Raw genomic sequence first — 25,528 nt, forward strand, 5'->3', positions numbered from 1 at the left:
GGGCCCGACCGGATCGCTCCGGCCGGGCCCCTTCTCCATCTGGACGCCGTGGTCTCGCCCGGGCAGCCCTCAGGGTTCGACGACGAACTCCACCTTCTCGGGACCGCGGGCCTGCCCGGTGGTCCACTCCACGACCGCCCCGTCCGCCAGGCGGAAGTGGGGCAGCTCCGCCAGCCACTCCTCCAGGGTGATCCGCATCTCCAAACGAGCCAGGGTGGAGCCCAGGCAGCTGTGCAGCCCGGCCCCGAAGGTCATGTGCTTGTTGCGTTCCCGGTCGAGCTTGACCTCCTCCGGGTCCTCGAACTTCTCCGGGTCACGGTTGGCGGAGGCGAAGGGCAGCAGGACCCGCTGGCCGGCCTCGATCCGCCGGCCGTGGACCTCGATCTCCTCGGTGGTCAGGTGCCCGACCGTGACCGGGGCGTAGAAGCGCAGGAACTCCTCGACGGCCGTGTGCAGCAGCTGTGGCTCCTCGAGCAGCCGCTGCCGGTCCTGCTCGTGGGTCGCCAGGTGCCACATCGTGGCCCCGATCGCGCTCCAGGTGGTGTCGGCCCCGGCCAGCAGCACCAGGAAGCCGGTGCCGATCCGGTGCTTGCGGCTCAGCGGCCGGCCGTCGAGCTCGGCGCGGTTGAGGTAGCTCAACAGGTCGTCCCCGGGGTTGCCGGCGGCCTCGCGCTCCTGCAGGAGCCGGTCGATGTAGGCGATGATCTCCGACACCGCGGCCGCGCGCACGCTCTGATCCTTGGGTCCGACCCGGATCATCTGCACCACCCAGTGGGTGATCTGCTCTGCCTCCTCCACCCCCAGGATGGAGGTGAGCACCTTCAGGGTCAGCGGCTGGGCGTAGTCCTCGATGACGTCGCCGTGGCCCTTGGCCTTGATCGCCTGGATCAGCCGCTTGGCCTCCGCACGGATCGCCGGCTCCATCTCCTCCACCCGGTTGGGCGTCAGGAAGGGCATGAGCACCGAGCGGTGGTCCTTGTGCTCGGGGGAGTCCGAGGTCAGCGGCGGCATGAACAGCTTGCCGCTGACCTCCAGGGGCCCGGCCACCTCGGTGGCCTTGTGGGTGAACCGCTTGGTGTCGCGGGCCAGCACCCGGATGTCGTCGTAGGTGGTGGCCATCCAGGAGCTGCCCCACTTCTCGGAGTGGGCCACGGGGCATTCGGACTCCCGGATCGCCCGGTACTGGCCGTGGGGGTCGGTGGCGAAGGCCTCGGAGAAGATGTCGTAGCCGTCGAAGGGGCACTTGGGCTCGGCGGTGTCGACGCGTTCGGTCGACAGGCGGTCGGCCAGGGTGTGCTCGGTCATGGTGTCCTCCTGGTGGGTGTTCGCGGGGTGCGGAGCATGAACGGGTCGGTGGCGCTCACTCGGTGACCAGCTGCTCGCGGAGCTTGAACTTCTGGATCTTCCCGGAGGCGGTGACCGGAAAGTCCTCCACGAAGCTCCAGATGGCGGGCACCTTGTGGACGGCCAGCTGGGCCTTGCAGTAGGCGCGCAGGTCCTCGGCAGCCGGCGCCTCCGCGTCCGGGTGCAGCTTGAGCACCGCCCCGACCTGCTCGCCCCACTTCGGATCTGGCACGCCGACGACGACGGCCTCGCGCACCGCCGGGTGCTCCTCGATGAGTGCTTCGATCTCGCGGGGGTAGATGTTCATGCCGCCGCGGATGATCATGTCCTTGAGCCGGCCGTTGATGGACAGGTACCCGCGCTCGTCCATCACCCCGAGATCACCCATGTGCAGCCAGCCCTCCGCGTCGACGGTCTGGGCGGTCTGCTCGGGCATGTTGTAGTACTCGAGCATCACCTGGTAGCCGCGGCAGCACACCTCCCCCTGGACCCCGATCGGCACGGGCTCACCGGTGATCGGGTCCGCGACCTTGACCTCCAGGTGGGACAGGGGCTGGCCCACGGTCTTGGACTGGTCCTCGGGGTCATCGGTGATCCGGGTTTGGGAGATCACCCCGTGCATCTCGGACTGGCCGAAGAGGATGGAGAAGTCGCACCCCATCTCCTGGGCGGTGCGACGGACCAGGGCCGGGGAGACCGCCGAGGCCCCGGACATCATGGTCTTGAACGAGCTCAGGTCCCGGGTGGGCCGGTCGGGGTGGTCCAGGACACCCAGGAGCATGGTGGGGACCAGCAGGGCGTGGGTGCCGCGGTAGGCCTCGACCAGTTCCAGGAACAGCCCCGGGTCGTAGTTCATGACCACGTACGTCCCGTGCATGGCCACCGCGCCCAGGGAGGTCACCGCTCCGCCGCCCACGTGGTACATGGGCATCGCGTTGACGTTGACGTCGCCATCGGCCATGCCGGCGCGCAGCGCCACCAGGTGTGCCTCGTTGACCACGCCCTTGTGGTGCAGCAGCGCGCCCTTGGGGAAGCCGGTGGTTCCGGAGGTGTACTGGATCTGGATGGGGTCGGTGGGGTGCACCTCGGGCAGCTCGGTGGACGGATCCGCGGCCTCCAGGAAGGCCTCCCACTGGGAGGAGCGCACCTCCAGCTGCAGCTGGGGCAGCTCGGGGCGGATCTCCTCCACGATCTCACCCAGGTCCGCACCCCGGTACTGATCGGCGTAGAAGATCACCGAGGCCCCGGACTGGCTGAGGATGTACTGCAGTTCCCGGGCACGGTAGGCCGGGTTGATCGGGACCGTGATCATCCCGGCCAGGCTGATGCCTTCGTGCAGGATCACCCAGTCCGCGCTGTTGGGCGCCCAGATGGCGACCTTCGTGCCCGGGGCGAAGCCGGTCAGCAGCGCGTGGGCCACCTTCTCGGCCTCGCGCAGGAACTCGGCGTAGGTCCAGGTCCGCCGCTGGGCTGGATCCGGGACCCCGTCCACCAGGGCCAGGCGGTCCGGCACGGTAGCCGCCGCCTCGCGCAGGAGCCCGCCGAGGGTGATGTCACGGATCGTCTCCTCGCCGTGCTCGGGCCAGTAGGAGGTGGTCAGTGCTGTCTGCGTAGTGGGCATGTCGTCTCCCGACTGAAAGTGGAATCAGGGCGCTCCGCAACAGGAGCAGAGGGCCTCCGCCCCCGGAAGGGCTTGTGACCATCATCACGTTAAGTAGTACAGTAAAAGAGACTTGATTGCTAGATCTGTATAACTTCATTCGTTGGCCTCAGGAGCATCCCGTGCAACAGACCCTCACCACCCAGCCGGTCCCCTACTTCCACGGCACCCCGGAGGTGGCCTTCGGCATGGAATTCGTCTCCACCCTGGGCTCCACCGCTCAGGGCGCGATGCGCCCCGGGGCGTGGGCGGACCGAGGGGACGGGCGGCTGCACCAGGGGTGCATCGGGGTCCTGGTGGACAACGTCACGGGCTACGCGGTGCTGACCGCCCGGGCCGGGGACTACTGGGCGGTGTCCTCGGCCATCAGCATCGACTTCCATGCACCGCTGACCGCCGGCACGCAGCGGATCCGGTGTGCCGCCTCCCTGGACCACCGCTCGGGCGGCTGGGGACACGCCAGCGGGCGGGTCACCACCGACGACGGGGAGCTGGTGGCCACGGTCAGTCAGCGGTTGCGCTTCGTTCCCGGCTTCCCCGCCGGCCGCAACGAGCCCGACGAGCCGATCGACACCCCCTCCTCCCTGCCGGGCCTGGATTCCCTGCTGAGCGTGACGGAGGCACGCGCCGATGGGGTCGACCTCCGCCTGATCCCCGTCCCGGGCATGCGCAATCCCATCGGCACCCTGCACGGCGGGGTGGCCCTGTGCGCTTCAGAGATGGCCGCCCACAAGGCCTGGGCGCTCTCCCCGGAGCACCCCGGCGAGGCCTTTCACACCGCATCGATCCGGATCTCCTACCTGCGCCCCGGAGACCTCGACGGGGCGCTGACCCTCCACGTCACGATCCTGCACGCCTCGCGCTCCGTGGTGCTGGCCGACGTCCAGCTGCGCAATCCCGGCGGTGAGGTGGCCACCCGAGCGCTGTGCACGCTCCACCGATCCGCCACCGACCTGTAGTCCCTTAGGTCGGGGTGCCCGGGCCGTCCGGTTCGCAGCACGGTCCGGGCGGCTCTGTCGGGGTGGTGCATGTTGTGCCGGGAAGACGCCACCCCTCGGCACGGCAGCCTTCACGCCCCAAGACCCAGTCCGGCCGCCCATGGCCTCATGCCGCAACGACCGGGAGGCATGAGAGGGAGGAGGACGTTGCCCTCCCTCTCATGCCGCCCTGGGCGTGCGGGGCCTGCCTGCTCAGGCGGGCTGGGACACTCCTGCGTACCGGGCAGCCAGGGAGGAAAGGATGTCCGCCGCTTCCTGGGCCATCTGGGGGACGAACTCGGCAACGCTGACCAGGCTTTGGATCTCGGCGGCGACCTGACCGGTCAGCACGAGACCACCCTCGACGTCACCGTCGGTCTGGGCGGCTTGCATGCGGTCGATCTTCCACTGGATCTGCTCGACGGGGTTCATCCGCCCGGCCTCGCCCAGGTCGCAGGACTCGGCGAGGAGGTGCTGGGAGGCCTCGTTGCGCAGCCCGCGACAGGGCCCGTACACCCCGTTGAAGGCGACGTCGTCGCCTTCTTCGGCATCGAGGAGAGCCTGCAGGTAGGCGGGGTGCCAGTCGGAGTTGTCGTGGGTGGTGATGAACCGGGTCCCCATGGCCACCCCGTCCGCGCCCATGGCCAGGGCGGCAGCCAGGCCCTTCGCGTTCCGGGCGCCTCCGGTGAGCAGAACCGGGATGTCCACCGCGTCGGTGATGCTGGGCACCAGGACGTAGGTGTGCACTGCCTTGCTGGGGGCGTGCCCGCCCATCTCGAAGCCGGCCGCGATCACCACGTCAGCACCGGCCTCGGCCGCCTTGACCGCCTGCCGGGTGGAACCGACCTTGTGCTGATGGATCATTCCGGCGTCCTGGATCATTCGGCCATAGGGGCCGAAGAAGCCGGCCGAGGTGGTCATCACCGTGATCCGCTTCTCGAGCTCGGGCTCGGCCTTCCGCGCCTCGATGACCGCGCGGATGTAGACGTCGGTGAAGCCCAGGATCTCCCCGGTGCCGTCGACGCCCACCGGGATGTTCACGGCGAAGTGGCGGTCCGTCAACGAGGCGCACTCCTCCAGGTGCTCACGCAGCAGCTTGGCCCCGTCGGCCAGATCGTCGGGGAAGCCCGGCATGGACACCGTCCCCAATCCCCCAGCATTGGAGACCGCCGCTGCAAGCTTGGGGGTACGGAAGGGACCGAGCCCCTCCTGGACGATGGGGTGATCGATCCCGACCAGACGGGTGTAGCGGTTCTCGAGCGGGTTCATGGAAGCTCCTAGGTAGCGCCGTGAGGACTCATCCAATCTACGATTAAGATGTTCAAGTATCCATAGTAGTAGAATGTTTGTCCGCGGCAGCCCAGCGGAACAACATGGATTCTGAGGCCCTGGCCCTCACTCCGCCCACACCCCACCGACGCGGGAAGCCTGCGGATGCGGCAGCAGAGAGCAGTCTCAGACGCCGCGAGGCCCCGCTTCCTTTCGGGGCCAGCCCCTGGGCCCGGTCAGGCGCATTGCATTACGGACCCGACGGGCGGAGTGGGTCCTTGCCGGCATCCTGGCGCCTGGTCGCCGAGTCGGTGGATCTTCTCGCGCCTCGTCTTCAGCCCCACTCGAACCGGGGCGGACATGACGGCGAAAGCTGCCGGAGTGAAGGCCCTCACGCCTGCCCTGCCTCAGGTCCACCCCCGGTCGATACCTGTTCTCGGTGGCCGGGTCACAAGGGTCAGCGTGTTCTGCGGCAGACCTCCCAGCTTGATCGGTGCAGCCACTCCCCAAGGCGGCACTTGTCTCTTCGAGGGGCAGAAGGACGCAACGCCCTACCGCCACTTCCGGGCGTACAGAGACACCATCACACCGAGCATCTGCAACGAACCGCGCGACGAATTGACGTTCAGCACCGCGCATCCGGGTCGAATGCCAGAGGGCGGCCCGAGGTGGTGACGCGCAGTCTTCCGCTTCCCTGGCCGATCCATGGACCGATCACAAAGCAAACGTTCTACGAATTAGCACACTGAGTTTCTATAAGTGTTGACCAACCCTCTGATGCACCTTAGTGTGATGCGCATAACACCGGATCGTCGGCCGCAGAGGAGGGCCTACGACGTGGCGGCATCACTGGGCAGGGCCTGGACTCAGCGCTTCCCGTCCAGGGTGAAGCAGTTGGTGCCCTACTGGTCGCCTCCCGCCTCGTTGCCTTCTCCACCCACCCGCATGTGGGCTGCCGTTCCCCGGTGGATCACCGCGCTCAGCACTGGTTCCCTCGTGCTCCCGCCCGTATCCCTTTTTGAAGGAGACAGATATATGCGTATCACTGCTGCTGTTGTCCGTGAGGCCGAACAACCTTTTCTCCTCGAAGAAGTTCATCTGGAGGACCCGCGCACCGATGAAGTCTTGGTCGAGATCCATGCCTCTGGCATGTGCCACACCGACATCGGGGTTCGCAACCAGTGGATGCCCATCCCGCTGCCCCTGGTGCTGGGCCACGAGGGCGCCGGCGTCGTCAAGGCGGTGGGCGAGGGAGTCACCAAGGTCAAGCCGGGTGACAAGGTGGTCCTGACCTTTGCCTCGTGCGGGACCTGCCTCCTGTGCCAGCGGGGACAGCCTTCCTACTGCTTGGAGTTCGTCCAGCGCAACACCTCAGGCGCGCGGCCCGACGGCACCAACGCCCTGTCCACCGAAGGGGAGCTGAACGGGGCGTTCTTCAGCCAGTCGTCGTTCGCCACCCACGCCATCGCCACAGAGCGCAACGTCGTGAAGGTCGACGATGACGTCGATCTGGCGATCGTGGGCCCGTTGGGCTGCGGCATCCAGACCGGCGCAGGCACCGTCATGAACCGGTTGCGCCCGCCGGCAGGTTCCAGCCTGGTCGTTTTCGGGGTGGGAGCGGTGGGGCTGTCCGCGGTGATGGCCGCCAAGGTTGTGGGTTGCTCCACCATCATTGCCGTCGATCGTGTGGCGGAGCGGCTCGAGCTCGCTGCTGAGCTCGGTGCCACGCACACGATCGACGCTGCAGCCACCGCCGATGTGGTGGCCGAGATCCAGCGGATCACCGGACTCGGCGCCGACTTCGCGGTGGACACCACGGCGGTCACCGGCGTGGTGCGCCAGGCCGTCAGCTCCTTGGCCCCGACCGGTACCTGCGCGATTCTCGGTTTCGGCCCCGCAGGCACCGATGTCGCGGTGGACATGATCGAGCTACTGATGACAGGCCGCACCATCGTCGGAGTGACCGAAGGGGACGCGCGGCCCGACGAGTTCATCCCTGTGCTGATCGATCTGCACCGCCGAGGGCTGTTCCCGTTCGACCGCCTGGTGAATTCCTACGACTTCAAAGACATCAACCGGGCTGCCGACGACGCCGAATCCGGCAGATCCATCAAGCCGGTCCTCCAGATGCGCTGACGCCCGCGTCGCTCACCAGGACCCCCCGCTGATTTTTCCCTCTTTTCATGCACTGGCTCTAAGTACAGTTAGGAAGAGCAATGACGGCCACCACCGATCAGCAAGCCCCGAGGATCCAAAGCCCCACGGTAGAAGAAAGAATCGCAGACCTTCGTGCGAGATATCGCATGGAGAGCAACCTGGAGGCCATCCTCGATGCCCGCCTCCGCCGGCGCGCCGAGGGAGGGTTGAAGACTGCGGGCCTGTCCACCGCCGAAGTCCAGGGGCGGCTCCAGGACTTCCTGACCCGTCGCCTTTCCGGGGAGTTCTCCGTCGGCGACGTCGCACAGCTGTCAGGCGGCGGGGCCAACGAGTGCTTCAGGTTCGTCCTGACCCGTGGCCCGTCCTCCGAATCCATGGTGCTGCGGATCAAGTCGAAGGGGGCCTGCTGCGAGACCGACATCGAGCGTGAGTTCCACATGCTCAAGGTCGCCCAAGACGCCCTGCCGGTGCCGGAGGCGTACTGGATGACCCTCGATGCCGCCGATTTCGGGGCCCCAGCATTGATTTCCGCCCTGGCGCCGGGGGTCGCGGCCCCTACTGACGCCGTCCCCTTGGCCACAGGCCTCGGCACGGTCTACGGGCCGCGGCTGGCCCCCGTGCTCGCGCCCCAGTTCGTTCATCATCTGGCGCGCCTGCACTCCCACGACTGGTCGCAGGCCGACCTCACCGGCTTCGACATCCCCAGACCACACACGACGGACGCCATCGACTGGCGCCTGTCCTTCTGGGACCGGGCATGGGAAGAAGATGCCCTCGAACCCCACCCCACCATTGTGCTGACCCAGCAGTGGCTGTGGGAGAACCGGCCGGAAGTCGACCACGTCTCCCTCTTGCACGGTGACTACCGCAACGGCAATTTCCTGTTCGACGAAGAAAACGGCCAGATCACTGCCGTGATCGACTGGGAACTGTCTTATCTGGGCGACCGTCACTCGGATTTGGCGTACGCCATGCTGCCCGCCTGGGGCTCGCGCAACGAGTCAGGCACGTTCCTCAATGCAGGCCTGGTGGACACCGAGACGTTCATCAAGGACTACGAACGGGCTTCGGGACTTCCCGTGGACCGCCAGCGGCTGGACTACTACCTCGTCTACAACCTGTACTGGTCCGTCGTCTCCCTGGTCGGCACCGCTCCCCGCAATGCACAGGCCGGAATGACCCAGCTGGACGTGATGTACAACTACATCTACCCAGGGCTGGGCGGATTCTTCAGCAACGAACTCAACCGCATCCTGGCGAAGGGCTAAATCCATGTTCCCCACCGTCACCCAGCACCTGCAGTCCCTGCGCGTCAGGCTCAACGAGACCATCGTTCCCGAGCTGCCCGCCGATGCCCGCTTCGCCCGTGAACAAGCACTGCTGATCTCCGCAACACTCGATTTCCTCATCGACAACCATGAGCACGAATACCGCTACCAGGTCATCGAGAACCTCGAGTACCGCCAGCTGCTCAGCCTCCTCTCCTCGGAGGACGTCGAGGGCATTACCGATGCCCGGGCCCTCCTGGACGAGCCAGGCCCTGACCCCCAGGATGCTCAACTCCACCTGAGCGAACTCGCCGAGCAGAACCGGCGGCTCAAGGAGGCCACTCAGGCCGTCTATGCCGCAGTCACCGCAGATCCCACCTCGGACCGTGCCGCCCGGGCCCGCCAGCTCCTCGGCGACATCGGCCAACGGCAGGTCAAAAGGGAGCTCGCCTGGTACCGGCTCACGGGTTTTCCCCAGGAACCGGGACACATCAGTGAGGCTCTCACCGTCGGGTGACCAGGCGCCCACACTCCTGCCCAACTGGCACTGCCGGTTCAACACAGCACATCAAAGGCCGAAGCATCCCCGACAACCATGGGATTCCCTGCAGCAGTCCCATCGTTTCTGGCCGGCCACATCGAAGGAACGGAGCGGTATCACTGTGACTCATCAAATTCTCGAGGATCTCACTGCCGAGCACGTCAGCCCCGATCAGCTCAACCGCCTACTCGCTGCTCAGCGTCAGGCATTCCTGAACGAGGGCCCGCCCAGCGCTGAGGTGCGGCGGGACCGGATCGACCGGCTGACCCTGGCCATCCTCGAGTCAGCCGACGAGATCGCCACCGCTCTCGCCGCGGACTACGGTCAACGACCGGCCGCCCTGACGAAGAGCTTCGAGGTGCTCGCCTGGCTCGATGATGCCAAGGACCTGCGCGAGAATCTCGAGGAGTGGATGAAGCCGGTTTCCGTGGAGGACATCCCGGGGGTGCCGGCGTTCATCCAGCAGAAGCCCCTGGGGGTGGTCGGCGTCATCGGAGCCTGGAACTTCCCCCTCATCCTGACCATCCAGCCGGCCCTGGCTGCTCTGGCAGCCGGCAACCGGGTCATGATCAAGTTCCCCGAACTCGAGGCCCGCACCGGCCAGGTGGTCGCCGAAGCCGTCGCGAAGTACTTCTCCGAGGACGAGCTCGTCGTCATCGTCGGTGATCTGGAGACCGCCAAGGCCTTCTCCACCCTTCAGCTGGACCACATCATCTTCACCGGCTCACCGGCCATCGGGAAGGTCGTGGCCGCCGCAGCCGGACAGAACTTGGTGCCCGTGACCCTCGAGCTCGGGGGCAAGAACCCCGTGGTGGTCGCCAGAGACGCCGATCTGGACCTGGCCGCCCAACGCATCGCCGGCACCCGAATGATGAACAGCGGACAGATCTGCCTCTGCCCTGACTACGTCTTCGTCGCACGCGAACAGGGCGAGGAGTTCATCGCCAAACTGCGGAACGAACTCACCACGCTCTTCCCCGACTACCTGGACAATCCCGGGGCGGTCTCGATCGTCAACGACCGCAACTACGACCGGATCATCGGGCTGATCGACGACGCCACCGCCAAGGGAGCCACCAAGATCCAGGTGGTCAACGACGCCGAAGCCGCTGCCCTGCCCTCTCGCGAGAAGCGGTTGATCCCGCCGACGATCCTGCTCGATGTTCCCGCGGAGGCGACCATCTCCGAAGAAGAGATCTTCGGCCCGGTGCTTCCCGTGTATCTCTACGACGACATCCAGGAAGTCATCAACTACGTCAGCACCAGACCGTCACCGCTGGGGACGTACTGGTACGGCCAGGACAGCAAGGAGTTCCAGCGCTACCTGCACTTCACCACCAGTGGTGGCGTAACCCGCAACGACGGTGTCGTCCACGCGTTCCGGAAGGGCACCCCCTTCGGCGGCGTGGGCAACTCCGGAACCGGCGCCTACCACGGAAAGTCGGGATTCGATCAGTTCACCCACCGCCGCCCGGTCGTCTCCTCGCAGCTTCCTGCCAGCATCTCAGCGGGCATGGTCGGTGCAGGCCTCGACTCCGATCAGGTCAAGGCAGGCATCGACCAGGCCATCGCCGGGGCCATCGCCGAAGTCCGAGCACGCATCGGCAACTGATCCCACCCCAGAGGGCCCCGTCCTGCACCACGATGGCGGGGCCCTCGGTCCGTTCGACTCTGACCGTTCACCTTCCCGTTATGGCGCGACTTCCGACCTCTTCTCTCCCCAACACATCAACGCTGCCATTCGTCGTTGGGCCGAGGTTTGGAGTCTTCGAGCCCTTCATCGCCGTCCCGGTAACCCTCCGAGACCACAGAAGCGCACTGACCCGAAAGAAACAGAACCGATGACCGAAGCCCTCGCCCCCGCCATGACCCCTATCTCCAGCACGGCGCAGCAGGCCGAGGTCTCGCTGGCCAACCTGCGCGATCTCGGCGACCTGCCAGTCGCCTGCGGCACGGTGCGCCGCCACATGCTCTGGCGCTCCGACGACATCACCCTCGCCCCCGCCTCCCAGCTCACCGGACTTGTGGAACTGGGCCTGACAACCGTGCTCGACCTGCGTTCCCCCGGCGAACTGCAGTCCACCGGTCACGGACCGGCCCGGCAACTGGGCATCGCTCACCACCACCTGCCGCTCACCAAGGACACCGGGGACCCGGCCGCGCTCACCCAACTGTTCGCGGCCATCAGTACCCCTGAAGAGGTCGGTGACTGGTACGACCGACTATTCCGTGCCCAAGCCTCGCGGCTGGTTGCCGCGCTGGAGATCATGGCGGAGACGGAGGGAGGCGTGCTGTTCCACTGCGCCGCCGGCAAGGACCGCACCGGAGTGCTCGCCGCTGCCGTGCTATCCGTCCTCGGCGCCACCCCGGAGACCATCACCGCTGACTACGCGCTCACCCACACCAACATGGAGGCCGTCATGGCCCGGTTGGCCGGCCATGGACACGCCACCACCCCGGAGGTCGACATCCTGGACCGCTTCGCCGGCCACCCCATGATGGGCGCACACTCAGCAGCCATGGCCGGAATGCTCACCGCACTGGAGGATGACGGCGGCGCGGTCGCCGTACTGCGCGCCGCCGGACTCACCGACCAGCTGAGTACCCGGTTGCGGGAAAAGCTCATTCAACAGTGACGCCTTATCCGCCGAGGTGGCGCTCTTCCTGCCACCACATCAGGGAATAGCGCCGACTCAGATGCTCGGCATGGGCAGTTCTCGGATGCGGCGGTACAAAGTGGCCCTGGACATCCCCAGGTCCCGTGCCACCTGGGTCGCCGGCTCTTCCGCCTCGATGAGCCGGAGGGCGCTGCGGATCTGGGAGTCGGTAAAGGTGGGGCGTCGCCCGCCGAGGTCTTTGCCGGCGGCCCGGCGCTTGGCCACCGAATCGGTGATCCGCTCCCGTGTGATCTCCAGGCCCATCTGCGCCAGAGCGGCCATCACGGTGAAGACCATCAAGCGCATCGGGGTGTGGGTGTCCACGTCTCCCCACCGAGGGTCAGCACGCGCAGCCCGGTGCCCCTGCTGCACAGCGCCTCGGCGAAGACCAGCATGTTCTGCGTCGACCGACCCACCTCCGGACCTGGAGGACCAACTCGCTGGGGTCGTGGTGGCGCAATAACACGACACGCCACAGACACAGCGATGACCTTTTCCATCTCAGTCGGGACAACAGGAACCCGCCTCGATACAGCGTGCGGGCCGCGCCGCACCGCGGAATCAGCACAAGATCGAACAGACGGGGTCATCAGATGTGAGAAGTCCCGTGGGTTTAAGCCTCTAACCGGGCCTTATGTAACGGGAGCGCACAGTAGTGACGTCGGCACCTCTTTGGGAGGGGGCGACGCCACTACTGGGAACTGCCGCACGGATAAGTGACAGTGGCGTCTCATGCGGCGAGGGGCACGGCCCGCACGGGGGTGTGGACCGTTGATTGAACCCCGCGTCGAGGGGACCGGGCAGTGCGGTCCCCTCGACGCGGGAGTTGGTCAGGCGTGGGCCGGTGCCGGTTCGCCGAGTTCTTCCTCAGCGGTGGCCGGGGCTGGGGTGAACACCTCGGGGCGGTCCAAGATCCGGCCCAGTACGCGCACGAGTTCCCGCTCGGGATCCTCGGGCACCGACATCGACCGCCACGCGATGTGCTTGTCCGGGCGGACCAAGATCGCACCGTCCTCTTCGACCTCGCGTTGGCGCATCCAGTCGCCGTAGAGATCCTGGACCGCGCAACCATCACCGACGACCACGGTCTCCAGCGCCACGCCGAGTTCAGCAGCCACGGTCTGCGCAGCGTCGGCCCATGCCTGGCCGGTGATCCCGGTGAACAGGGTGAACTGCGTGCCCTTGGCGATGTCGTGGGTGGAGAACTTCTCCTTCTCGTCACCGAGCCAGGCGTGCGGCAGGCGCAGGCCGGGGAAGGTGGACTTCTGGTGGTGCAGCATCGGGTCCTGAGTGGGCTCGGGGCGCTGCGCTCCGTCGGTCACGGTGGCATCTGAGGCGTAGAAGTGGCCGATCTCAGTGCCCTGCGCGTTGAACTCGTAGTCCTTGAAGTCCAAGGCGTCTCGAAGCCGCTCACGGCGGGCTGCGCCCTCGGGGGAGTTCTCGTAGCGCAACTGCAGCTTCTCGGTGAACTCGTCGTCGTCCTTCGCGTCGGCCACACCGAGGGCCTCGAAGATCGGGGTGTAGTCGCGGGAGGACTGGTTGGCGCGGTTCACGATCTGCTTGGCTATCGGGGCGCGCTCGGCCGAGTAGGTCTCCAGCAGCTCAGGCCCGGCGTTCCACTTGAGCACGGCCGCGATCTTCCACGCCAGGTTGTAGGCGTCCTGGATGGAGGTGTTGGAGCCCAGCCCGTGGCTCGGCGGGTGCTTGTGGATGGCGTCCCCGGCGCAGAACACGCGGCCCTTCTGCAGGTGTGTGGCCCACTGCTCGTTGTTGCCCCACAGGGAGTATCCGGTGATCTCGACCTCCAGGTCGGGGATGCCCACGAGGTTGCGCACGATCCGGACCGCTTCCTCTTCGTCGAGCTCGGGAGCGGGACCGTTGATGTCGTAGCCCCACACGGTCAGCCACTCGTTCCAGGGCCGGACCATGCGGATCAGCCCGGCACCGATGCCACCGATGTTGGAGCCGGGGTGGAAGACCCAGTAGAGGATCGAGGGGCGGTGGGCGACGTACTGGGACAGGTCCGCCTTGAAGGTGATGTTCATGGACCCGGCGATGTCCATCTCGCCCTCCATGGGCAGCTCGATGTCCGCGGCGACCTTGGAGCGGGCCCCGTCGGCGCCGATGAGGTACTTGGCGCGGATCGTGTACTCGTGGCCTGAAAGGCGGTTGAGCACACGCACGCTCACCCCGTCCTCGTCCTGGACATGGGAGAGGTACTCGGTGGAGAACTGGGTCTGCGTGCCGCGCTTGGTGGCGTTCTCCACGAGGATCGGCTCGAGCATGGTCTGCGGGATGTCGCACGGCATCGCGGGGGAAGCCAGCTCGTAGTCGGCGCGGCGGTCCGGGCGGGTGCCCCAGGTGGGGCGGCGCCCGATCTCCCGGCCGGCCACGGACTCGCAGTAGACGGTGTCGCCCATCATCTCGTGCGGGGAGGCCTCGCGCAGGACCTGGTCCTCGATCCCGGCGTCGCGCAGCACCTCCATGGTGCGTTGGTTGGTGATGTGCGCCCGGGGGGTGTTGGCCGTCCACCGGTACTTGGTGATCATGATGTTCGGGATCCCGTGGGTGGACAGGAACAGCGCGGCCGAAGAGCCGGCCGGGCCGGAGCCGACGATCAGCACATCGGTCTCGACCACCTGGCCCGTGGGGCGGGCTGTGGCCTTGATTCCGTCATCGAGAGCAGGCATGGGAACCTCCTGGGTTGCGCACCGGGTGACGCTTGATGGGTGCTCGGTGGGTGTTTCCCAAAGTGTTGCGCGTCACACTCTCCGCTCCGAGGGCTTGTCCCGCAGCGTCACGGCGTGGTCCCGCAGGATCAAAGGAGAGGCGCCTGGCCCCTCGCCGAGGCCGACGACGCCATTAACACTGCGGGATCACTCAGGCGGTGGCGGCCCTACGCAGCTCGGAGGGAGTCACACCCGTATGGGCCTTGAATGCCCGGGAGAAGTGCGCCTGGGAGGAGAAGCCGCAGCGGGCGGCGATTTCGCTGATTGGTGTGGCGGCCTCGGTGTTCGAGACGAGCAACGCCTCTGCGGCCTGGAGCCGGTGGGCGAGCAATCGCTCGGCAAATGACTCGTCGTGGGCGGCGAACAGCCGTGTCAGCTGGCGCTCACTGACGCCCACTGCGCTGGCGACCTCCGCGCGGGACAGTCCCGGGCTGCTGAAGCGGCGTTCGATCACATCGCGAGCCAACCGGTACGCGGAGCTTGCGCCCCGGGCCCGGGCAAGCAGCTGTTCCACGAGGGCGAAGGCTTCCTGCTCCACCTTTTGCGGATCCAGCTCCCGCCGGTCGAGCGCGGAATTGATCAAGGAAGCCAGGCCCGCCGCGGCCGGGTCCAGCCCCGTCGGAGACGAGAACTCGAAGACCACCGGCTCCTTCAAGGACGCCCCGTGAGACAACCGAATGTACTCCTCACGCGGGATCGTCAACACCAGCTCCCGGAGGCCGGCGGCGAAGCCGCGCAGGAAAGGCCGGTCGGCGTCGTAGAGCACGGCCTGCCCGGGCTTGAGCAGGATCATCCCGGTGGGATGGTAGAAAAAAGCCTCCCCGCCGAGGGCGAAGAACATGGCGACATCACCGGTGGGGTGCTCGGCGATGAACTGCTCGGAGCGCTCGACCACCTGCGAGGAGCCTTTGACCCGTGCGAAGCGCATCGCCGGGAAGTGCAGGTTGACCTCCTCTGCCACCAACGGGGTGTTCTCGATGGTGCGGATATCCAGGCCGATAAGCGCCTTGGCGTTGTGGGACTCCCAGTGCTCCACCCGGTGGCTCACCGGAATGCGCGCCGTGGAAAACCTCAGCACCTTGGGCGCGTCCGGGCTCTCGCTAGGGTCGAGCACGGCACCTCCCCCAGTGCCAGAGCGGCATTGTGCCGATCCTGGATAAGTCATACGAACAGGTCTCAGTGGTCACAGGCGGGCAAGGGCCCCAACGTAGTGTCGACGATCTCCCGGTGATCGATCCTCCTTGGCCGGTCCGACCGGTCGAAATCGACCAGCGCCTCGATCCCCGCATACCCCTAACAGGCCGTCCCGCCGATGACCGTCCTGCGGGTGTTCCCATCTTCTCCGTGATCACGATGCTGGAGCTACCTCGAGGGGCCAGGAGCACGACCCGCCCTCGCCGCGCTGGCCCGGAACGCAACGGAGCGCATCAGCTCCTCTCGGTCGCTTTCGCGCAACAGCAGCGGACCAACAGGATGACTTGCCATGACCCATAATCCCACCCCAGGTGCCGTTTAATTACCTCAACCACGGGTCAGCAGTTCCATGGAACCGGCCCTCGGGAACTTTTGAGCGACTCTCACCGCGACCATCCAGTATCACTGCAAATTAGGTGGCTGATATGGGCAGTTCCCGGATACGCCGATAAAGGGTGGCTCGAGACATGCCCAGATCGCGGGCGATCTGGGTCGCCGGCTCGCCTCCCTCGATCAGCCGGAGGGCGTTGCGGATCTGAGAGTCGGTGAAGGTCCGGCGCCGCCCACCGAGGTCCTTGCCGGCGGCCCTCCGCTTGGCCACCGAGTCGGTGATCCGCTCCCGCTTGATCTCCAGCTCCATCTGGGCCAGGGCGGCCATGACGGTGAACACCATCGACCCCATGGGGGTGGCGGTGTCCACATCTCCCCCACCGAGGTTCAGCACCCTCAGACCGGCACCTCTTCCCCGCAGCGCCTCGGCGAAGGCCAGCATGTTCTGCGTCGACCGTCCCAACCGGTCCAGCGTGGTGATCACCAGAGTGTCACCATCCTCGAGGGCGGCCACCGCCCTATCGAAGGCTGGACGGGAAGCCCGTGCTCCAGACACTCCATGGTCAACATAGAGATCATCGCGTCGGACACCGGTACCGAGCAGGTCATGCATTTGACGATCGGCATCCTGCTGCCGCGTCGACACCCGTGCATATCCGATGAGCTTTCCCACGTCAACCCCTATGTGTCTTACAACCAATGTTCAGTACACGATTCTAGGCACATGGATAAAGCACATAGCTACGAGACACTCCGTGCCGCGGAATCTTGCGGACGCAAAAAACTTCGGTGAGACGTCTCGCATCCCCTGCCTTGAAAGACACCGAACTATTTCCATGGGCTCGCCGGGCACACCCCTGTGAGACTTCAAGGTGCATACGGGCTCTGACGTTGCAATGAATACGTTCAGGGCGATAGAAGCACCATGGATTAGCTCCAATAACACTCACCACGGCCACACCCTGCCAACTTTACGTACTCATACAGATCTATGACTATTGTAAGAAGTCAGTATTTATCAATGGTCAAGATGCAGGAGAGCACCATGGGGTTCGAGGTCTTCGACAAGAGAATGACTCCGCTGGCGAAGGCGCCCAGCGTGACCATCCAGAAGCGCGGGGTGATCTCGCTGAACAAAGCCGCCCACGACCTCATCGGCAACGCCGAGACCGTGGAGTTGCTCTACGACCGTGACCGGAACGTGGTGGCGCTGCGCGCGGCCGATGACTTCTGCCCGCACGCCTATGCGGTACGCAGCGGCTCGAAGAACGGTCCGGGGCAGGCCATCGTCTCGGCCACTGCGTTCACCGCCCACTACGGCATCGACACCACCGCCACGAGGCGGTGGAAGCCCTTCACCGAGGACGGCATGCTCTGCGTGGACTTGACCCTTCAGGGCACCGTGATCACCGGTAACCGCACCAAGAGCTTGACCCCTGCTCCAGTCACGGAGACTGCTGAGGCCACCGAGACCGATGAGGCGGACCAGATCGCTGAGGATATCGACGACTCCCCCACCGCCGTCGAGGACACTCCCGACGACGCCTGAAATCCCGCACGCCGGCACACCTACTCCCCCTCCATTACCCCTACTCCGAGAGGAACCACCACCCATGGCCCAGAACGTGATCATCGAGCTCGAGGACGACCTCGACGGCGGCTCCGCCGACGAGACACTGACCTTCGCCCTGGACGGCAGGGAGTACGAGATCGACCTGTCGGACACCAACGCGCAGATGCTGCGCGAGGCACTGCGCCCCTATGCGGCCGCCGGCCACAAAGCCACCGCCGGCACCGGGGTGCGTCGCAAGCGCACCACCGGCACCACCTCCTCGTCCTCGGAGACGGCGAGGATCCGGGCCTGGGCCACCGAGCACGGTCATCCGGTCTCCGACCGCGGCCGCATCCACCAGCACATCCGCGACGCCTACTACGCCGCCACCAGCCGGCCCTGAGGGCTGGGGCTCTGTCGGGTCGCCTCCAGGGCGTCGGCAGCACGGTCGCTCATGTGGGGAGTTCCGCTGGACTGCGCCGCACGGCTCCGCAACCGGCCTACACGGCGTTTCCCACAGCGGCAGGCAGCTCCCGTTAATCCGTGACAATCTCTGGCACGGATGCTCCAGGCGGCGCACAATGAATCTCGTAGTGACTTGGAACTCCCTACAGAGGAGGCCGGGCCGTCCAGCCCGGCCTCCTTCTTTTGTCACAGGACAGGAGTGCACGCCACGCCCTCTGACAGCTGTGCATGATCGGGATCATCGGCCCCGGAGAGCACCCACGGCATCGGACGCGGACGGCGTCCTCCGGGGCGCCCGCTCTGCGCCCCGATCCGGTCTGCAGACTGGTCTCAGGTGCAGGTGGGTGCCACCCGGCTCCAGTACGAGGGCAGGGTGTCCCACGGGTTGGGCGCGACGTCGTTGGTGACATAGAAGTGGCCGGCGTTGCGCTCCTTGGACAGCGCGCAGGCACGGGCGCGGCGGTCAGCAGGGGTGGCGTAGACAAGGTTGGCGATCTTCTCCGACGGCTGTTGGAGGACCCAGCTGCGCGGTGTCCATGACTGATAGGTGCTCCACGTGCCCTCGAAGACCACCACGACGTCGGCCACCGGGGTGCTCAGCTGCCAGTTCGTGGACGCGGCCGCTCCGGGGTTCCCGACGACGAGCTCCTTCGCTGTGGTCTTGGAGTTGGTGTGCGCGTAGAGCTGGCGGTAGTACTCGCGGAGGTCCTGGCCCGTCTGGGAGTTCGTGGTGCTGTTGCTCATCTCGTCGATGAACACCCCGTCCACCTTGTAGAAGCTGAAGTACCGGTCGATCTCGGCCTTGACGGTGGACAGGGAGCGGCTGCCGTAGCTCGTGTGGACGTAGCCGATCACCTTCTGGCCCTTGGCCCGGCAGTCGGCCACCGCGCTGGTGTAGCGGCTGTCGGCCTGCGTGCCCGGTCCGCTGGCCGGGTTCATGACGGCGACCGAGCCGCCGCCGGTGGTGCTCATCCGCGAGCACATCGTGGGCCACAGGCTGCTGGAGCTGCTGGGGTAGAAGTACGCCGGCACGAGCTGGTGCTGGTTCTCGACGGCGGCCTGGGCCGGGCTGCCCACTCCCAGCGGTGCCAGCAGCCCCACGCAGAGCAGGGCGAGGGTGCGCCGCCAGGCGCGGCGGGCAGGTCGGGTGGTCATCTCGGCCTCCGGAGGGTGCGGGAGAGCAGTGCCGGCGGCACGCTCAGCCCGCACCGTAGGGCGGGCCGCGTGACAGCGGCATGACTACCGACCCGGTATTACGGACCGGGGCGAGGACGTTCAGCCCGGTGGGCGGGCGGTGAGACGACGCTGGAGCGGCGGGCCGGTGGTCAGGCTGAGACCCGGCGTCCAGCAGGGCGCCCCCTCCCCCGCCGGACTCCTGGGTCTGCCGCCGCACCTGCCGCCCTGACAGGTTGGGCCGGCAGGTGCGGCTCTGCCTCTTCCTCGGATAAGGAAAAGCAACGAGCCTGCATTCTCGTATTTCTACATGTAGATGGTGCGTGGCGTAGAGGTTCCACTCAGATGGTCCAGGCCCCCATGGCGCCCTTGAGGGGAACCATGGGGGGGCTCGGAGAGGTACTGAGTCGCGGGTACCCCACCGCGCGCTGTCGGGCATCGGACGGGTCCTGTCACCCCCGTTCCGGGGTCCTCATCGGCCCGTCTTCGCGCCCCTGGGCGGTCCTCTCCCGAAGATGTGTACCCCAAAGTGGGTAGCGGCGTTTACATGTTTGAACGGTGATTCGGCGCTGTGTGCGATCGCGATGGAGCAGACTCGGTGGTGGGGGCCGGCCCGTGGGGGGCGGTCGTGATCCACAGGGGAGAATCATGTTTTTGTCACACTATTTTGTCGCGCCTTCGGGCAGTTCGTTCCCGCGGGGACCCGGCCGTGCGGTCGCGGTCCTGGCGGCCTCGGCCGTGCTCGGCGGGGCCGTGCTGGCCGGCCCGGCCCACGCGGCACCGGCTCCGGCCGGCTCGGGCAGCGGGGTCTGCACCGGTGTGGTCAACCAGGCCGCCCACCGCGGCACGGTGCAGCAGAACCTGCTGAAGGCCGCCGCGAAGAAGAACGCCGATCAGATCGCCGCCCTGCAGGCCGAGAAGACGGCACTGGTCAAGACGGCCGATGAGCTCACCGCGAAGATCGCCGCGGAGCAGAAGGCCATCGCCGCACTCGAAGCCCAGGATATGCAGGACGAGAAGGACATCCAGGCTCTCGAGGCCGAGGCCGCTGCGCTGCCGGACCGGCAGGCCGGGGCCGCTGCTGCTGTGACCGATGCGCAGAAGGCCCTCACCGACCTGCAGGCACAGAAAACCGCGGCTGAGGGCAAGCTGGCACAGGTGCAGGAGGACCTCAAGGCCGCTCAGCAGCAGCTGGAGGGCCTGCAGTCCGAGGCCACCACGACTAGGGAAGCCGGTGCGGCCCAGCAGGAGAAGATCACCGCAGCCCAGGGCGAGCTGACCACGCTGGAAGACACCGCGAAGGCCGCCGCGGATGCGCTGGGCGCGAAGAACGACCAGATCGCCGCGGCCCAGGTCCAGCTGGCCACACTGGAGGACACCGCCGGCAAGGCCGCGCTCACCCTCACCGGTGCGCGCAACGCTGTCACTGCCGCCGAGACAGAGCTCAAGCGCCTGGAGGACAGCGGCGCCGCCGCCCAGGCCGAGCTCCAGGCCCAGCAGGCGAAGATCACCCAGGCGCAGGAGACCCTCGCCACCGCACAGATGGACGCCCAGGCCGCCACGGACGCCCTGGCCGCCCAGCAGGCGCAGATCACCCGCGCCCAGGAGGAGCTCAAGCCCCTCGAGGCCACTGCGGCCACCGCCTCGGAGGCCCTGGCCGCCCAGCAGGCGCAGGTCACCCGCGCCCAGGAGGAGCTCAAGCCCCTGGAAGCCGCCGCCAAGGCCGCCTCCGAGGCCCTGGCCGCCCATCAGGCGCAGATCACCGCCAAGAACGCCGAGATCGCCACACTGCAGCAGCAGATCAAGGCCAAGGAAGCGGAGATCACCGCCAAGCAGGCCGAGCTGACCACAACCCAGGAGGAGCTGAAGACGCTGCAGGCTCGCCAGACCGTTCTGGAGAAGCAGATCGCGGAGCTGAAGGCCACGAACGGAGGCAAGAAGGAGGAGCGGGAGGCCCGAGCAGCCCAGCTCGCCGCCTCCGAGGCAGAGCTCACCACGGTCAAGACCCAGATCACCGACAAGAACACGAAGATCGCCGGTCTGCAGGGCGACCTGACCAGCCTGCAGGCGGCGATCAACGACCTGAATACCCAGTTGACGGCCAAGCAGGCCGAGAGCTCCGCCTTGCAGCGGCAGGTCGCCCCGCTGCAGGAGTCGCTGACTGCCGCCAACACCGCGGTGGCCACGAAGCAGACCGAGATCAGCACCCTCCAGGGCCGGCTGCCGGCCCTCCAGGGCGCGGTGACCGAGGCGACCACGGCGGTGGAGGCCAAGCAGACGGAGCTGGCCACGCTGCAGGGCCAGCTTCCCGCACTGCAGGAGGCGGTCACCGCCGCCACCACCCAGGTCACTGAGCAGCAGAAGGTCCTCGCCGATCTGGAGGCAGCTCTGCCCGGGCTCACCGCCGGCGCCGCGGAGGCCCAGCAGAAGATCGAGGACCAGAAGGCCGTGCTCACCGGTCTGCAGACCGAGCTGGCCGAGGCCACGAAGGCCCTCGAGGCCGCCCAGACGGCTGTCGCCACCGAGAAGGCCGAGCTGGAGAAGCTGCAGGGGCAGCTGCCGGCACTGCAGACGGCAACGGAGGACGCCGCCAAGGCTGTGGCCCTCAAGCAGGGTGAGATCACCGCGCTCACCACGGACCTGGACGCCCTCGTGGCCAAGGTGGCCGGCCTCAACGCCCAGATCACCGCGAAGGAGGCTGAGGTCCTGACCCTGCAGGCCCGGGTTGCTCCGCTGCTGAATGACCTGACCACGGTCAACGGCGAGATCACCGCCGCGGAGAAGCAGCTGACGGACCTGCAGACCCAGGTGACGAGCCTGGACGGTCAGCTCACCGCGGCGCAGGAGAAGCTGCGGGACCTCAAGGCTCAGAAGAAGCAGAACAAGGACGCGATCACCGCCCAGACGACCCTGGTGAACGGCCTGGAGGACCAGCTGGGTGCGGCCCAGCACAAGATCAAGGCCATCGACACCACGATCGCCCTCGGCGGCTGCGTCGCCTGAGCACCCACCGGACCGGCCTGGGAGTCCCTGCCGGACTCCCAGACCGGGGAGGGCCCCGGACACCGCGCTCCGGGGCCCTCCCCATCCCAGGCCCTCCGAACCGCCGGGCCCCCCGGCCACCGCAGCACCACGGGAAGAAGAACCGCCATGGACCAGGGCCTGCCAGAACTCCCGGACCATCACCACCCCGCCACCCCGGTGACCGGATGTCCCACCTGGTGCGTCACCGCCCACGGCACCCACACCGGAGAAGAGGACTGGCTCCACCTCGGCGAACCACTGGCCATCACCGGCGAGGGCACCACCGCACGACTGTGCCTGTCCATCGACCCCGGAACCGGTGCCGTGGACGGGCCCTATGTCCTCATCGGCTCCAGCGAATACACACCGACCGCAGTCGTTGCCCTCAGCCAGGCCCTGTTCGCCCTGGCAGCCGCAGCCACCCCCCACGGCACGGACCAAGAACTGCCCTGGATGGCATGAGCGCCCCCAGGACAACGCCGTAGGCCCCATCCACCGGCTGCAGAGCAGACCGGCAGAGATGATGCGGACGCATGTTCCCGGTCACGGGGTCTTCCGTGTGGCAGCAGGCGTACATGGCCCGGGTGTATCGCTGCGGATCTCGCGCTCCAGCACGGCCACGAACGGCGCAACATCCACGGGAACGCCCCACCGAACCCAAGGTTGCCGGCAACGCTCGAACACCCACTATCTTGCAACCAAACCGTCTCACAACAGTTGGCCTGGAGAGACGCTCTTAGGATCAGTCGGGTGGGCCAGCCTGCCAGGACGTACTGTGTCATGCGGTTGAATGTCTGAGTCGCTGTACCGGAGGGCGCGCCTGCCCTGCCTCGACGCCGAGCGACGCCAGCCCCGTCTTGATTGGAGCCGTTCGCGATGTCACCGGTCCCTGCCCCCACGCATGTGCTCGAGCGCCCGACCGGCCCGCCGGCCAGCCCGCGGGACTTCCTGCGTGATGTCGGTCCGCAGTACTTCTCCAATGCGTTCATCGGCATGCTGTTCGGGGTGTCCGGCCCGGTCGCGGTGACTCTCGCGGTGGGGATCGCCGGCGGACTCACCTCGGCCGAGCTCGCGTCCTGGATCTTCGGGATCTTCCTCTCCACCGGCCTGGCCACCATCACCATGTCGATGCTCTATCGGCGACCTTTCGGCTTCGCGTTCACCATCCCGGGGACGGTGCTGCTCGGGCCCGCCCTGATGCACCTGTCGTGGCCGCAGGTGGTAGGGGCGTTCTACGTCACCGGCATCGTGTGCATGGTGATCGGTGCCTCCGGCCTCATGCGCAAGGCCATGCAGGCGATCCCGATGCCGATCGTGATGGCGATGGTCGCCGCGATCTTCCTGCGCTTCGGCACCGACCTGGTCACCTCGGTGCAGACCAACGTCGTGGTCGCCGCCCCGATGGTGATCGCGTTCATCGCGTTGACCGCGCTGCCGGGGCTGGGCCGCTACCTGCCGCCGGTCCTGGGAGCCTTCGTGGTCGGGGCGGTCATGGTCGCCCTCAGCGGCCAGTTCCAGCTCCAGGACAGCGACACCGCCTGGTACGCGGCACCGGTCTTCACCCCTCCCGAGTTCACCGCGCCAGCCCTGATGGAACTCGTCGTGCCGCTGGCGATCACGGTGCTCGTCGTGCAGAACGGGCAGGGCATCGCCGTGCTGCGCGCGGCCGATCACGACCCGCCGATCAACATGTTCGCCTTCACCTCCGGCTTCTTCAGCGTCATCAACGCCACCGTCGGCGGAGTCAGCGCCTGCGTCACCGGCCCGACGAACGTGCTGCTCACGGCCTCGGGCGAGAAACAGCGCCAGTACACGGCAGCGGTCTGCTACGGATTCCTGGCGATCGTGACCGCCGTGGCGGCCCCAGGCCTGACCCGGCTGATGCTCTCCACCCCCGAGGCCTTCATCCTCGCCCTCGGCGGCATCGCCATGCTGCGCGCCCTGCAACAGGCCTTCGTGGTCGCCTTCTCCACCCGCTACACGCTCGGCGCGCTCGTCACCTTCGTCGTCACGATCTCCGGGCTCACCATCTTCAACATCAACGCCGCCTTCTGGGGCATTCTCATCGGCTACACCCTCTCCCGGCTCATGGAGCCCGCGGACTACCGGCCAGAAGTGGACTGACCGACCGTGCCGCCCGGCCCTCTCCCATGCACGTGACCCACCACACGAGCCCTCACCAGCGTGATACGGCGATGCCGGTGCACGTCACCCACCCCACTCCCCGTAGGACCGCGGCCCAGGAGAGCACACCAACCACCGGCCCCGGGCCCACCTGACCCAGGGCACCACCATCCCCACCCACCAGTCCTACCTGAGCTCGAGCGCCGAGGACCTCAACGACATCCCCGGCGATAAACCCGGCTGACCCACACCCCGAGAAGCCCATGAACGCCTCCTTGCGTCCACGCCTTAACGCTGCCGACCTGTTCATGCATCCACTGCCTGCCAGGTTTTCCACGACGGTCTCAACACTGTCCCAATGAGACATCTCGCATCCCATGACTTCCAAGACAAGCACTGGCCCCACCCTCGCTATTAGCAAATTGATGGGCACAATGATTACGATGCAAAGCTTCATAGCCGTACAGCAACCGTCGGAGAGATCATGCCGTTCGAGGTTTTCGATAAGAGGATGACTCCGCTGGCGAAGGCGCCCAGTGTCACCATCCAAAAGCGCGGCGTAATCTCGTTGAACAAAACCGCCCATGACCTGGTCGACAACGCCGAGACGGTGGAGCTACTCTTCGACCGCAACCGTCAGGTCATAGCGCTGCGCGCCACCGATGACTCCGCCCCGCACGCCTATGCGGTCCGCGCCGGGTCCAAGCGCGGACCTGGGCAGGCCCTCGTCTCAGCCACCGCCTTCACGCAGCACTATGGCATTGATACCACCGCCACCAGGCGGTGGAAGCCCTTCATCGAGGACGGCATGCTCTGCGTGGACCTCACCGAGGCGGGCACCGTCATCACTGGCAACCGCACCAAGAACATTGACGCCCCTGACACGGAAGCCACTGAGGCATCCCAGGGCCACGACGACGAGAACACCACCATGGACGCCGACTGACCATCAAGCCGGCCACCCTCGCCGTCATCATCGCGTGGCTCCCCAGCCCTAAGAGGTCATTTCAGAATGACTTCGGCGTAGGGCTTGAGCGCTGACGGGGTCTCCGACGACCCTGGTG

Annotated in this window: 19 protein-coding genes and 1 pseudogene; 12 read left to right on the plus strand and 8 right to left on the minus strand. The window is 66.8% G+C overall.

The window, feature by feature from the left end:
* Positions 1-69 precede the first annotated feature (69 nt).
* Both IEW07_RS12070 and IEW07_RS12075 read right to left on the minus strand, forming a co-directional pair.
* Positions 70-1,305, minus strand: coding sequence for a cytochrome P450 (locus IEW07_RS12070; RefSeq protein WP_188537568.1), 1,236 nt, complete (start codon positions 1,303-1,305; stop codon positions 70-72).
* Between the two features lie 55 nt (positions 1,306-1,360).
* Positions 1,361-2,965: an AMP-binding protein gene (locus IEW07_RS12075; protein WP_188537569.1), complete on the minus strand. Its 1,605-nt coding sequence runs from the start codon at positions 2,963-2,965 to the stop codon at positions 1,361-1,363.
* A 161-nt stretch (positions 2,966-3,126) separates the two neighbouring features.
* Between IEW07_RS12075 and IEW07_RS12080 the strand changes: the two genes are divergently transcribed.
* A complete protein-coding gene (locus IEW07_RS12080; protein ID WP_188537571.1) occupies positions 3,127-3,963 on the plus strand; it encodes a PaaI family thioesterase in 837 nt (278 codons plus the stop codon).
* A 231-nt stretch (positions 3,964-4,194) separates the two neighbouring features.
* Here IEW07_RS12080 and IEW07_RS12085 read toward each other — a convergent pair whose 3' ends face one another.
* A complete protein-coding gene (locus IEW07_RS12085; RefSeq protein ID WP_188537573.1) occupies positions 4,195-5,250 on the minus strand; it encodes an NAD(P)H-dependent flavin oxidoreductase in 1,056 nt (351 codons plus the stop codon).
* A gap of 1,035 nt (positions 5,251-6,285) precedes the next feature.
* Between IEW07_RS12085 and IEW07_RS12090 the strand changes: the two genes are divergently transcribed.
* From IEW07_RS12090 to IEW07_RS12110, 5 genes are all read left to right on the plus strand, one after another.
* On the plus strand, positions 6,286-7,386 hold the full coding sequence (locus IEW07_RS12090) for an NAD(P)-dependent alcohol dehydrogenase (RefSeq protein WP_188537575.1): 1,101 nt from the start codon (positions 6,286-6,288) through the stop codon (positions 7,384-7,386).
* Between the two features lie 167 nt (positions 7,387-7,553).
* Positions 7,554-8,675, plus strand: a complete 1,122-nt coding sequence (locus IEW07_RS12095) for a phosphotransferase family protein (protein WP_188537577.1) — start codon at positions 7,554-7,556, stop codon at positions 8,673-8,675.
* Positions 8,676-8,679: 4 nt separating this feature from the next.
* A complete protein-coding gene (locus IEW07_RS12100; RefSeq protein ID WP_188537579.1) occupies positions 8,680-9,192 on the plus strand; it encodes a hypothetical protein in 513 nt (170 codons plus the stop codon).
* A 145-nt stretch (positions 9,193-9,337) separates the two neighbouring features.
* Entirely contained in the window at positions 9,338-10,828 is a 1,491-nt protein-coding gene (locus IEW07_RS12105; protein ID WP_188537581.1) for an aldehyde dehydrogenase family protein, read from the plus strand.
* 229 nt (positions 10,829-11,057) lie between these two features.
* Entirely contained in the window at positions 11,058-11,852 is a 795-nt protein-coding gene (locus tag IEW07_RS12110; protein ID WP_188537583.1) for a tyrosine-protein phosphatase, read from the plus strand.
* Positions 11,853-11,909: 57 nt separating this feature from the next.
* Here IEW07_RS12110 and IEW07_RS12115 read toward each other — a convergent pair.
* From IEW07_RS12115 to IEW07_RS12130, 4 genes and pseudogenes are all read right to left on the minus strand, one after another.
* Positions 11,910-12,289 (minus strand): annotated as a pseudogene (locus IEW07_RS12115) (recombinase family protein); the annotation flags it as partial.
* A gap of 414 nt (positions 12,290-12,703) precedes the next feature.
* Positions 12,704-14,563, minus strand: coding sequence for an FAD-dependent oxidoreductase (locus IEW07_RS12120; RefSeq protein ID WP_188537585.1), 1,860 nt, complete (start codon positions 14,561-14,563; stop codon positions 12,704-12,706).
* Between the two features lie 190 nt (positions 14,564-14,753).
* Positions 14,754-15,716, minus strand: coding sequence for a helix-turn-helix domain-containing protein (locus IEW07_RS12125; RefSeq protein WP_229741815.1), 963 nt, complete (start codon positions 15,714-15,716; stop codon positions 14,754-14,756).
* 492 nt (positions 15,717-16,208) lie between these two features.
* On the minus strand, positions 16,209-16,799 hold the full coding sequence (locus IEW07_RS12130; protein ID WP_188537589.1) for a recombinase family protein: 591 nt from the start codon (positions 16,797-16,799) through the stop codon (positions 16,209-16,211).
* Between the two features lie 348 nt (positions 16,800-17,147).
* On the opposite strand from IEW07_RS12130, the gene IEW07_RS12135 reads away from it, so the two are divergent.
* On the plus strand, positions 17,148-17,675 hold the full coding sequence (locus IEW07_RS12135) for a hypothetical protein (RefSeq protein ID WP_188537590.1): 528 nt from the start codon (positions 17,148-17,150) through the stop codon (positions 17,673-17,675).
* 64 nt (positions 17,676-17,739) lie between these two features.
* A complete protein-coding gene (locus IEW07_RS12140; protein ID WP_188537592.1) occupies positions 17,740-18,081 on the plus strand; it encodes a histone-like nucleoid-structuring protein Lsr2 in 342 nt (113 codons plus the stop codon).
* 392 nt (positions 18,082-18,473) lie between these two features.
* Here IEW07_RS12140 and IEW07_RS12145 read toward each other — a convergent pair whose 3' ends face one another.
* Entirely contained in the window at positions 18,474-19,298 is an 825-nt protein-coding gene (locus tag IEW07_RS12145) for a spherulation-specific family 4 protein (protein WP_188537594.1), read from the minus strand.
* 666 nt (positions 19,299-19,964) lie between these two features.
* Between IEW07_RS12145 and IEW07_RS12150 the strand changes: the two genes are divergently transcribed.
* The 4 genes from IEW07_RS12150 (at position 19,965) to IEW07_RS12165 (ending at position 25,410) form a co-directional block, all read left to right on the plus strand.
* Positions 19,965-22,319, plus strand: coding sequence for a coiled-coil domain-containing protein (locus tag IEW07_RS12150; protein ID WP_188537596.1), 2,355 nt, complete (start codon positions 19,965-19,967; stop codon positions 22,317-22,319).
* A gap of 147 nt (positions 22,320-22,466) precedes the next feature.
* Positions 22,467-22,802: a DUF6907 domain-containing protein gene (locus tag IEW07_RS12155; protein ID WP_188537598.1), complete on the plus strand. Its 336-nt coding sequence runs from the start codon at positions 22,467-22,469 to the stop codon at positions 22,800-22,802.
* Positions 22,803-23,216: 414 nt separating this feature from the next.
* A complete protein-coding gene (locus IEW07_RS12160; RefSeq protein WP_188537600.1) occupies positions 23,217-24,464 on the plus strand; it encodes a benzoate/H(+) symporter BenE family transporter in 1,248 nt (415 codons plus the stop codon).
* Positions 24,465-24,948: 484 nt separating this feature from the next.
* The gene (locus IEW07_RS12165; protein WP_188537602.1) at positions 24,949-25,410 is read left to right on the plus strand and encodes a hypothetical protein; all 462 of its coding nucleotides are present in this window, start codon (positions 24,949-24,951) and stop codon (positions 25,408-25,410) included.
* The last annotated feature ends 118 nt before the right edge of the window (positions 25,411-25,528 follow it).

The sequence above is a fragment of the Kocuria dechangensis genome (assembly GCF_014636775.1).
In the GTDB taxonomy this organism is placed as follows: Bacteria; Actinomycetota; Actinomycetes; order Actinomycetales; family Micrococcaceae; genus Kocuria; species Kocuria dechangensis.

What these genes read in the sequence shown, in the direction of transcription:
- IEW07_RS12070 (WP_188537568.1), bottom strand. Translation starts at nt 1,305, where the DNA reads ATGACCGAGCACACCCTGGCCGACCGCCTGTCGACCGAACGCGTCGAC.
- IEW07_RS12075 (WP_188537569.1), bottom strand. Translation starts at nt 2,965, where the DNA reads ATGCCCACTACGCAGACAGCACTGACCACCTCCTACTGGCCCGAGCAC.
- IEW07_RS12085 (WP_188537573.1), bottom strand. Translation starts at nt 5,250, where the DNA reads ATGAACCCGCTCGAGAACCGCTACACCCGTCTGGTCGGGATCGATCAC.
- IEW07_RS12090 (WP_188537575.1), top strand. Translation starts at nt 6,286, where the DNA reads ATGCGTATCACTGCTGCTGTTGTCCGTGAGGCCGAACAACCTTTTCTC.
- IEW07_RS12095 (WP_188537577.1), top strand. Translation starts at nt 7,554, where the DNA reads ATGGAGAGCAACCTGGAGGCCATCCTCGATGCCCGCCTCCGCCGGCGC.
- IEW07_RS12100 (WP_188537579.1), top strand. Translation starts at nt 8,680, where the DNA reads ATGTTCCCCACCGTCACCCAGCACCTGCAGTCCCTGCGCGTCAGGCTC.
- IEW07_RS12110 (WP_188537583.1), top strand. Translation starts at nt 11,058, where the DNA reads ATGACCGAAGCCCTCGCCCCCGCCATGACCCCTATCTCCAGCACGGCG.
- IEW07_RS12120 (WP_188537585.1), bottom strand. Translation starts at nt 14,563, where the DNA reads ATGCCTGCTCTCGATGACGGAATCAAGGCCACAGCCCGCCCCACGGGC.
- IEW07_RS12135 (WP_188537590.1), top strand. Translation starts at nt 17,148, where the DNA reads ATGGTCAAGATGCAGGAGAGCACCATGGGGTTCGAGGTCTTCGACAAG.
- IEW07_RS12140 (WP_188537592.1), top strand. Translation starts at nt 17,740, where the DNA reads ATGGCCCAGAACGTGATCATCGAGCTCGAGGACGACCTCGACGGCGGC.
- IEW07_RS12145 (WP_188537594.1), bottom strand. Translation starts at nt 19,298, where the DNA reads ATGACCACCCGACCTGCCCGCCGCGCCTGGCGGCGCACCCTCGCCCTG.
- IEW07_RS12150 (WP_188537596.1), top strand. Translation starts at nt 19,965, where the DNA reads ATGTTTTTGTCACACTATTTTGTCGCGCCTTCGGGCAGTTCGTTCCCG.
- IEW07_RS12155 (WP_188537598.1), top strand. Translation starts at nt 22,467, where the DNA reads ATGGACCAGGGCCTGCCAGAACTCCCGGACCATCACCACCCCGCCACC.
- IEW07_RS12160 (WP_188537600.1), top strand. Translation starts at nt 23,217, where the DNA reads ATGTCACCGGTCCCTGCCCCCACGCATGTGCTCGAGCGCCCGACCGGC.
- IEW07_RS12165 (WP_188537602.1), top strand. Translation starts at nt 24,949, where the DNA reads ATGCCGTTCGAGGTTTTCGATAAGAGGATGACTCCGCTGGCGAAGGCG.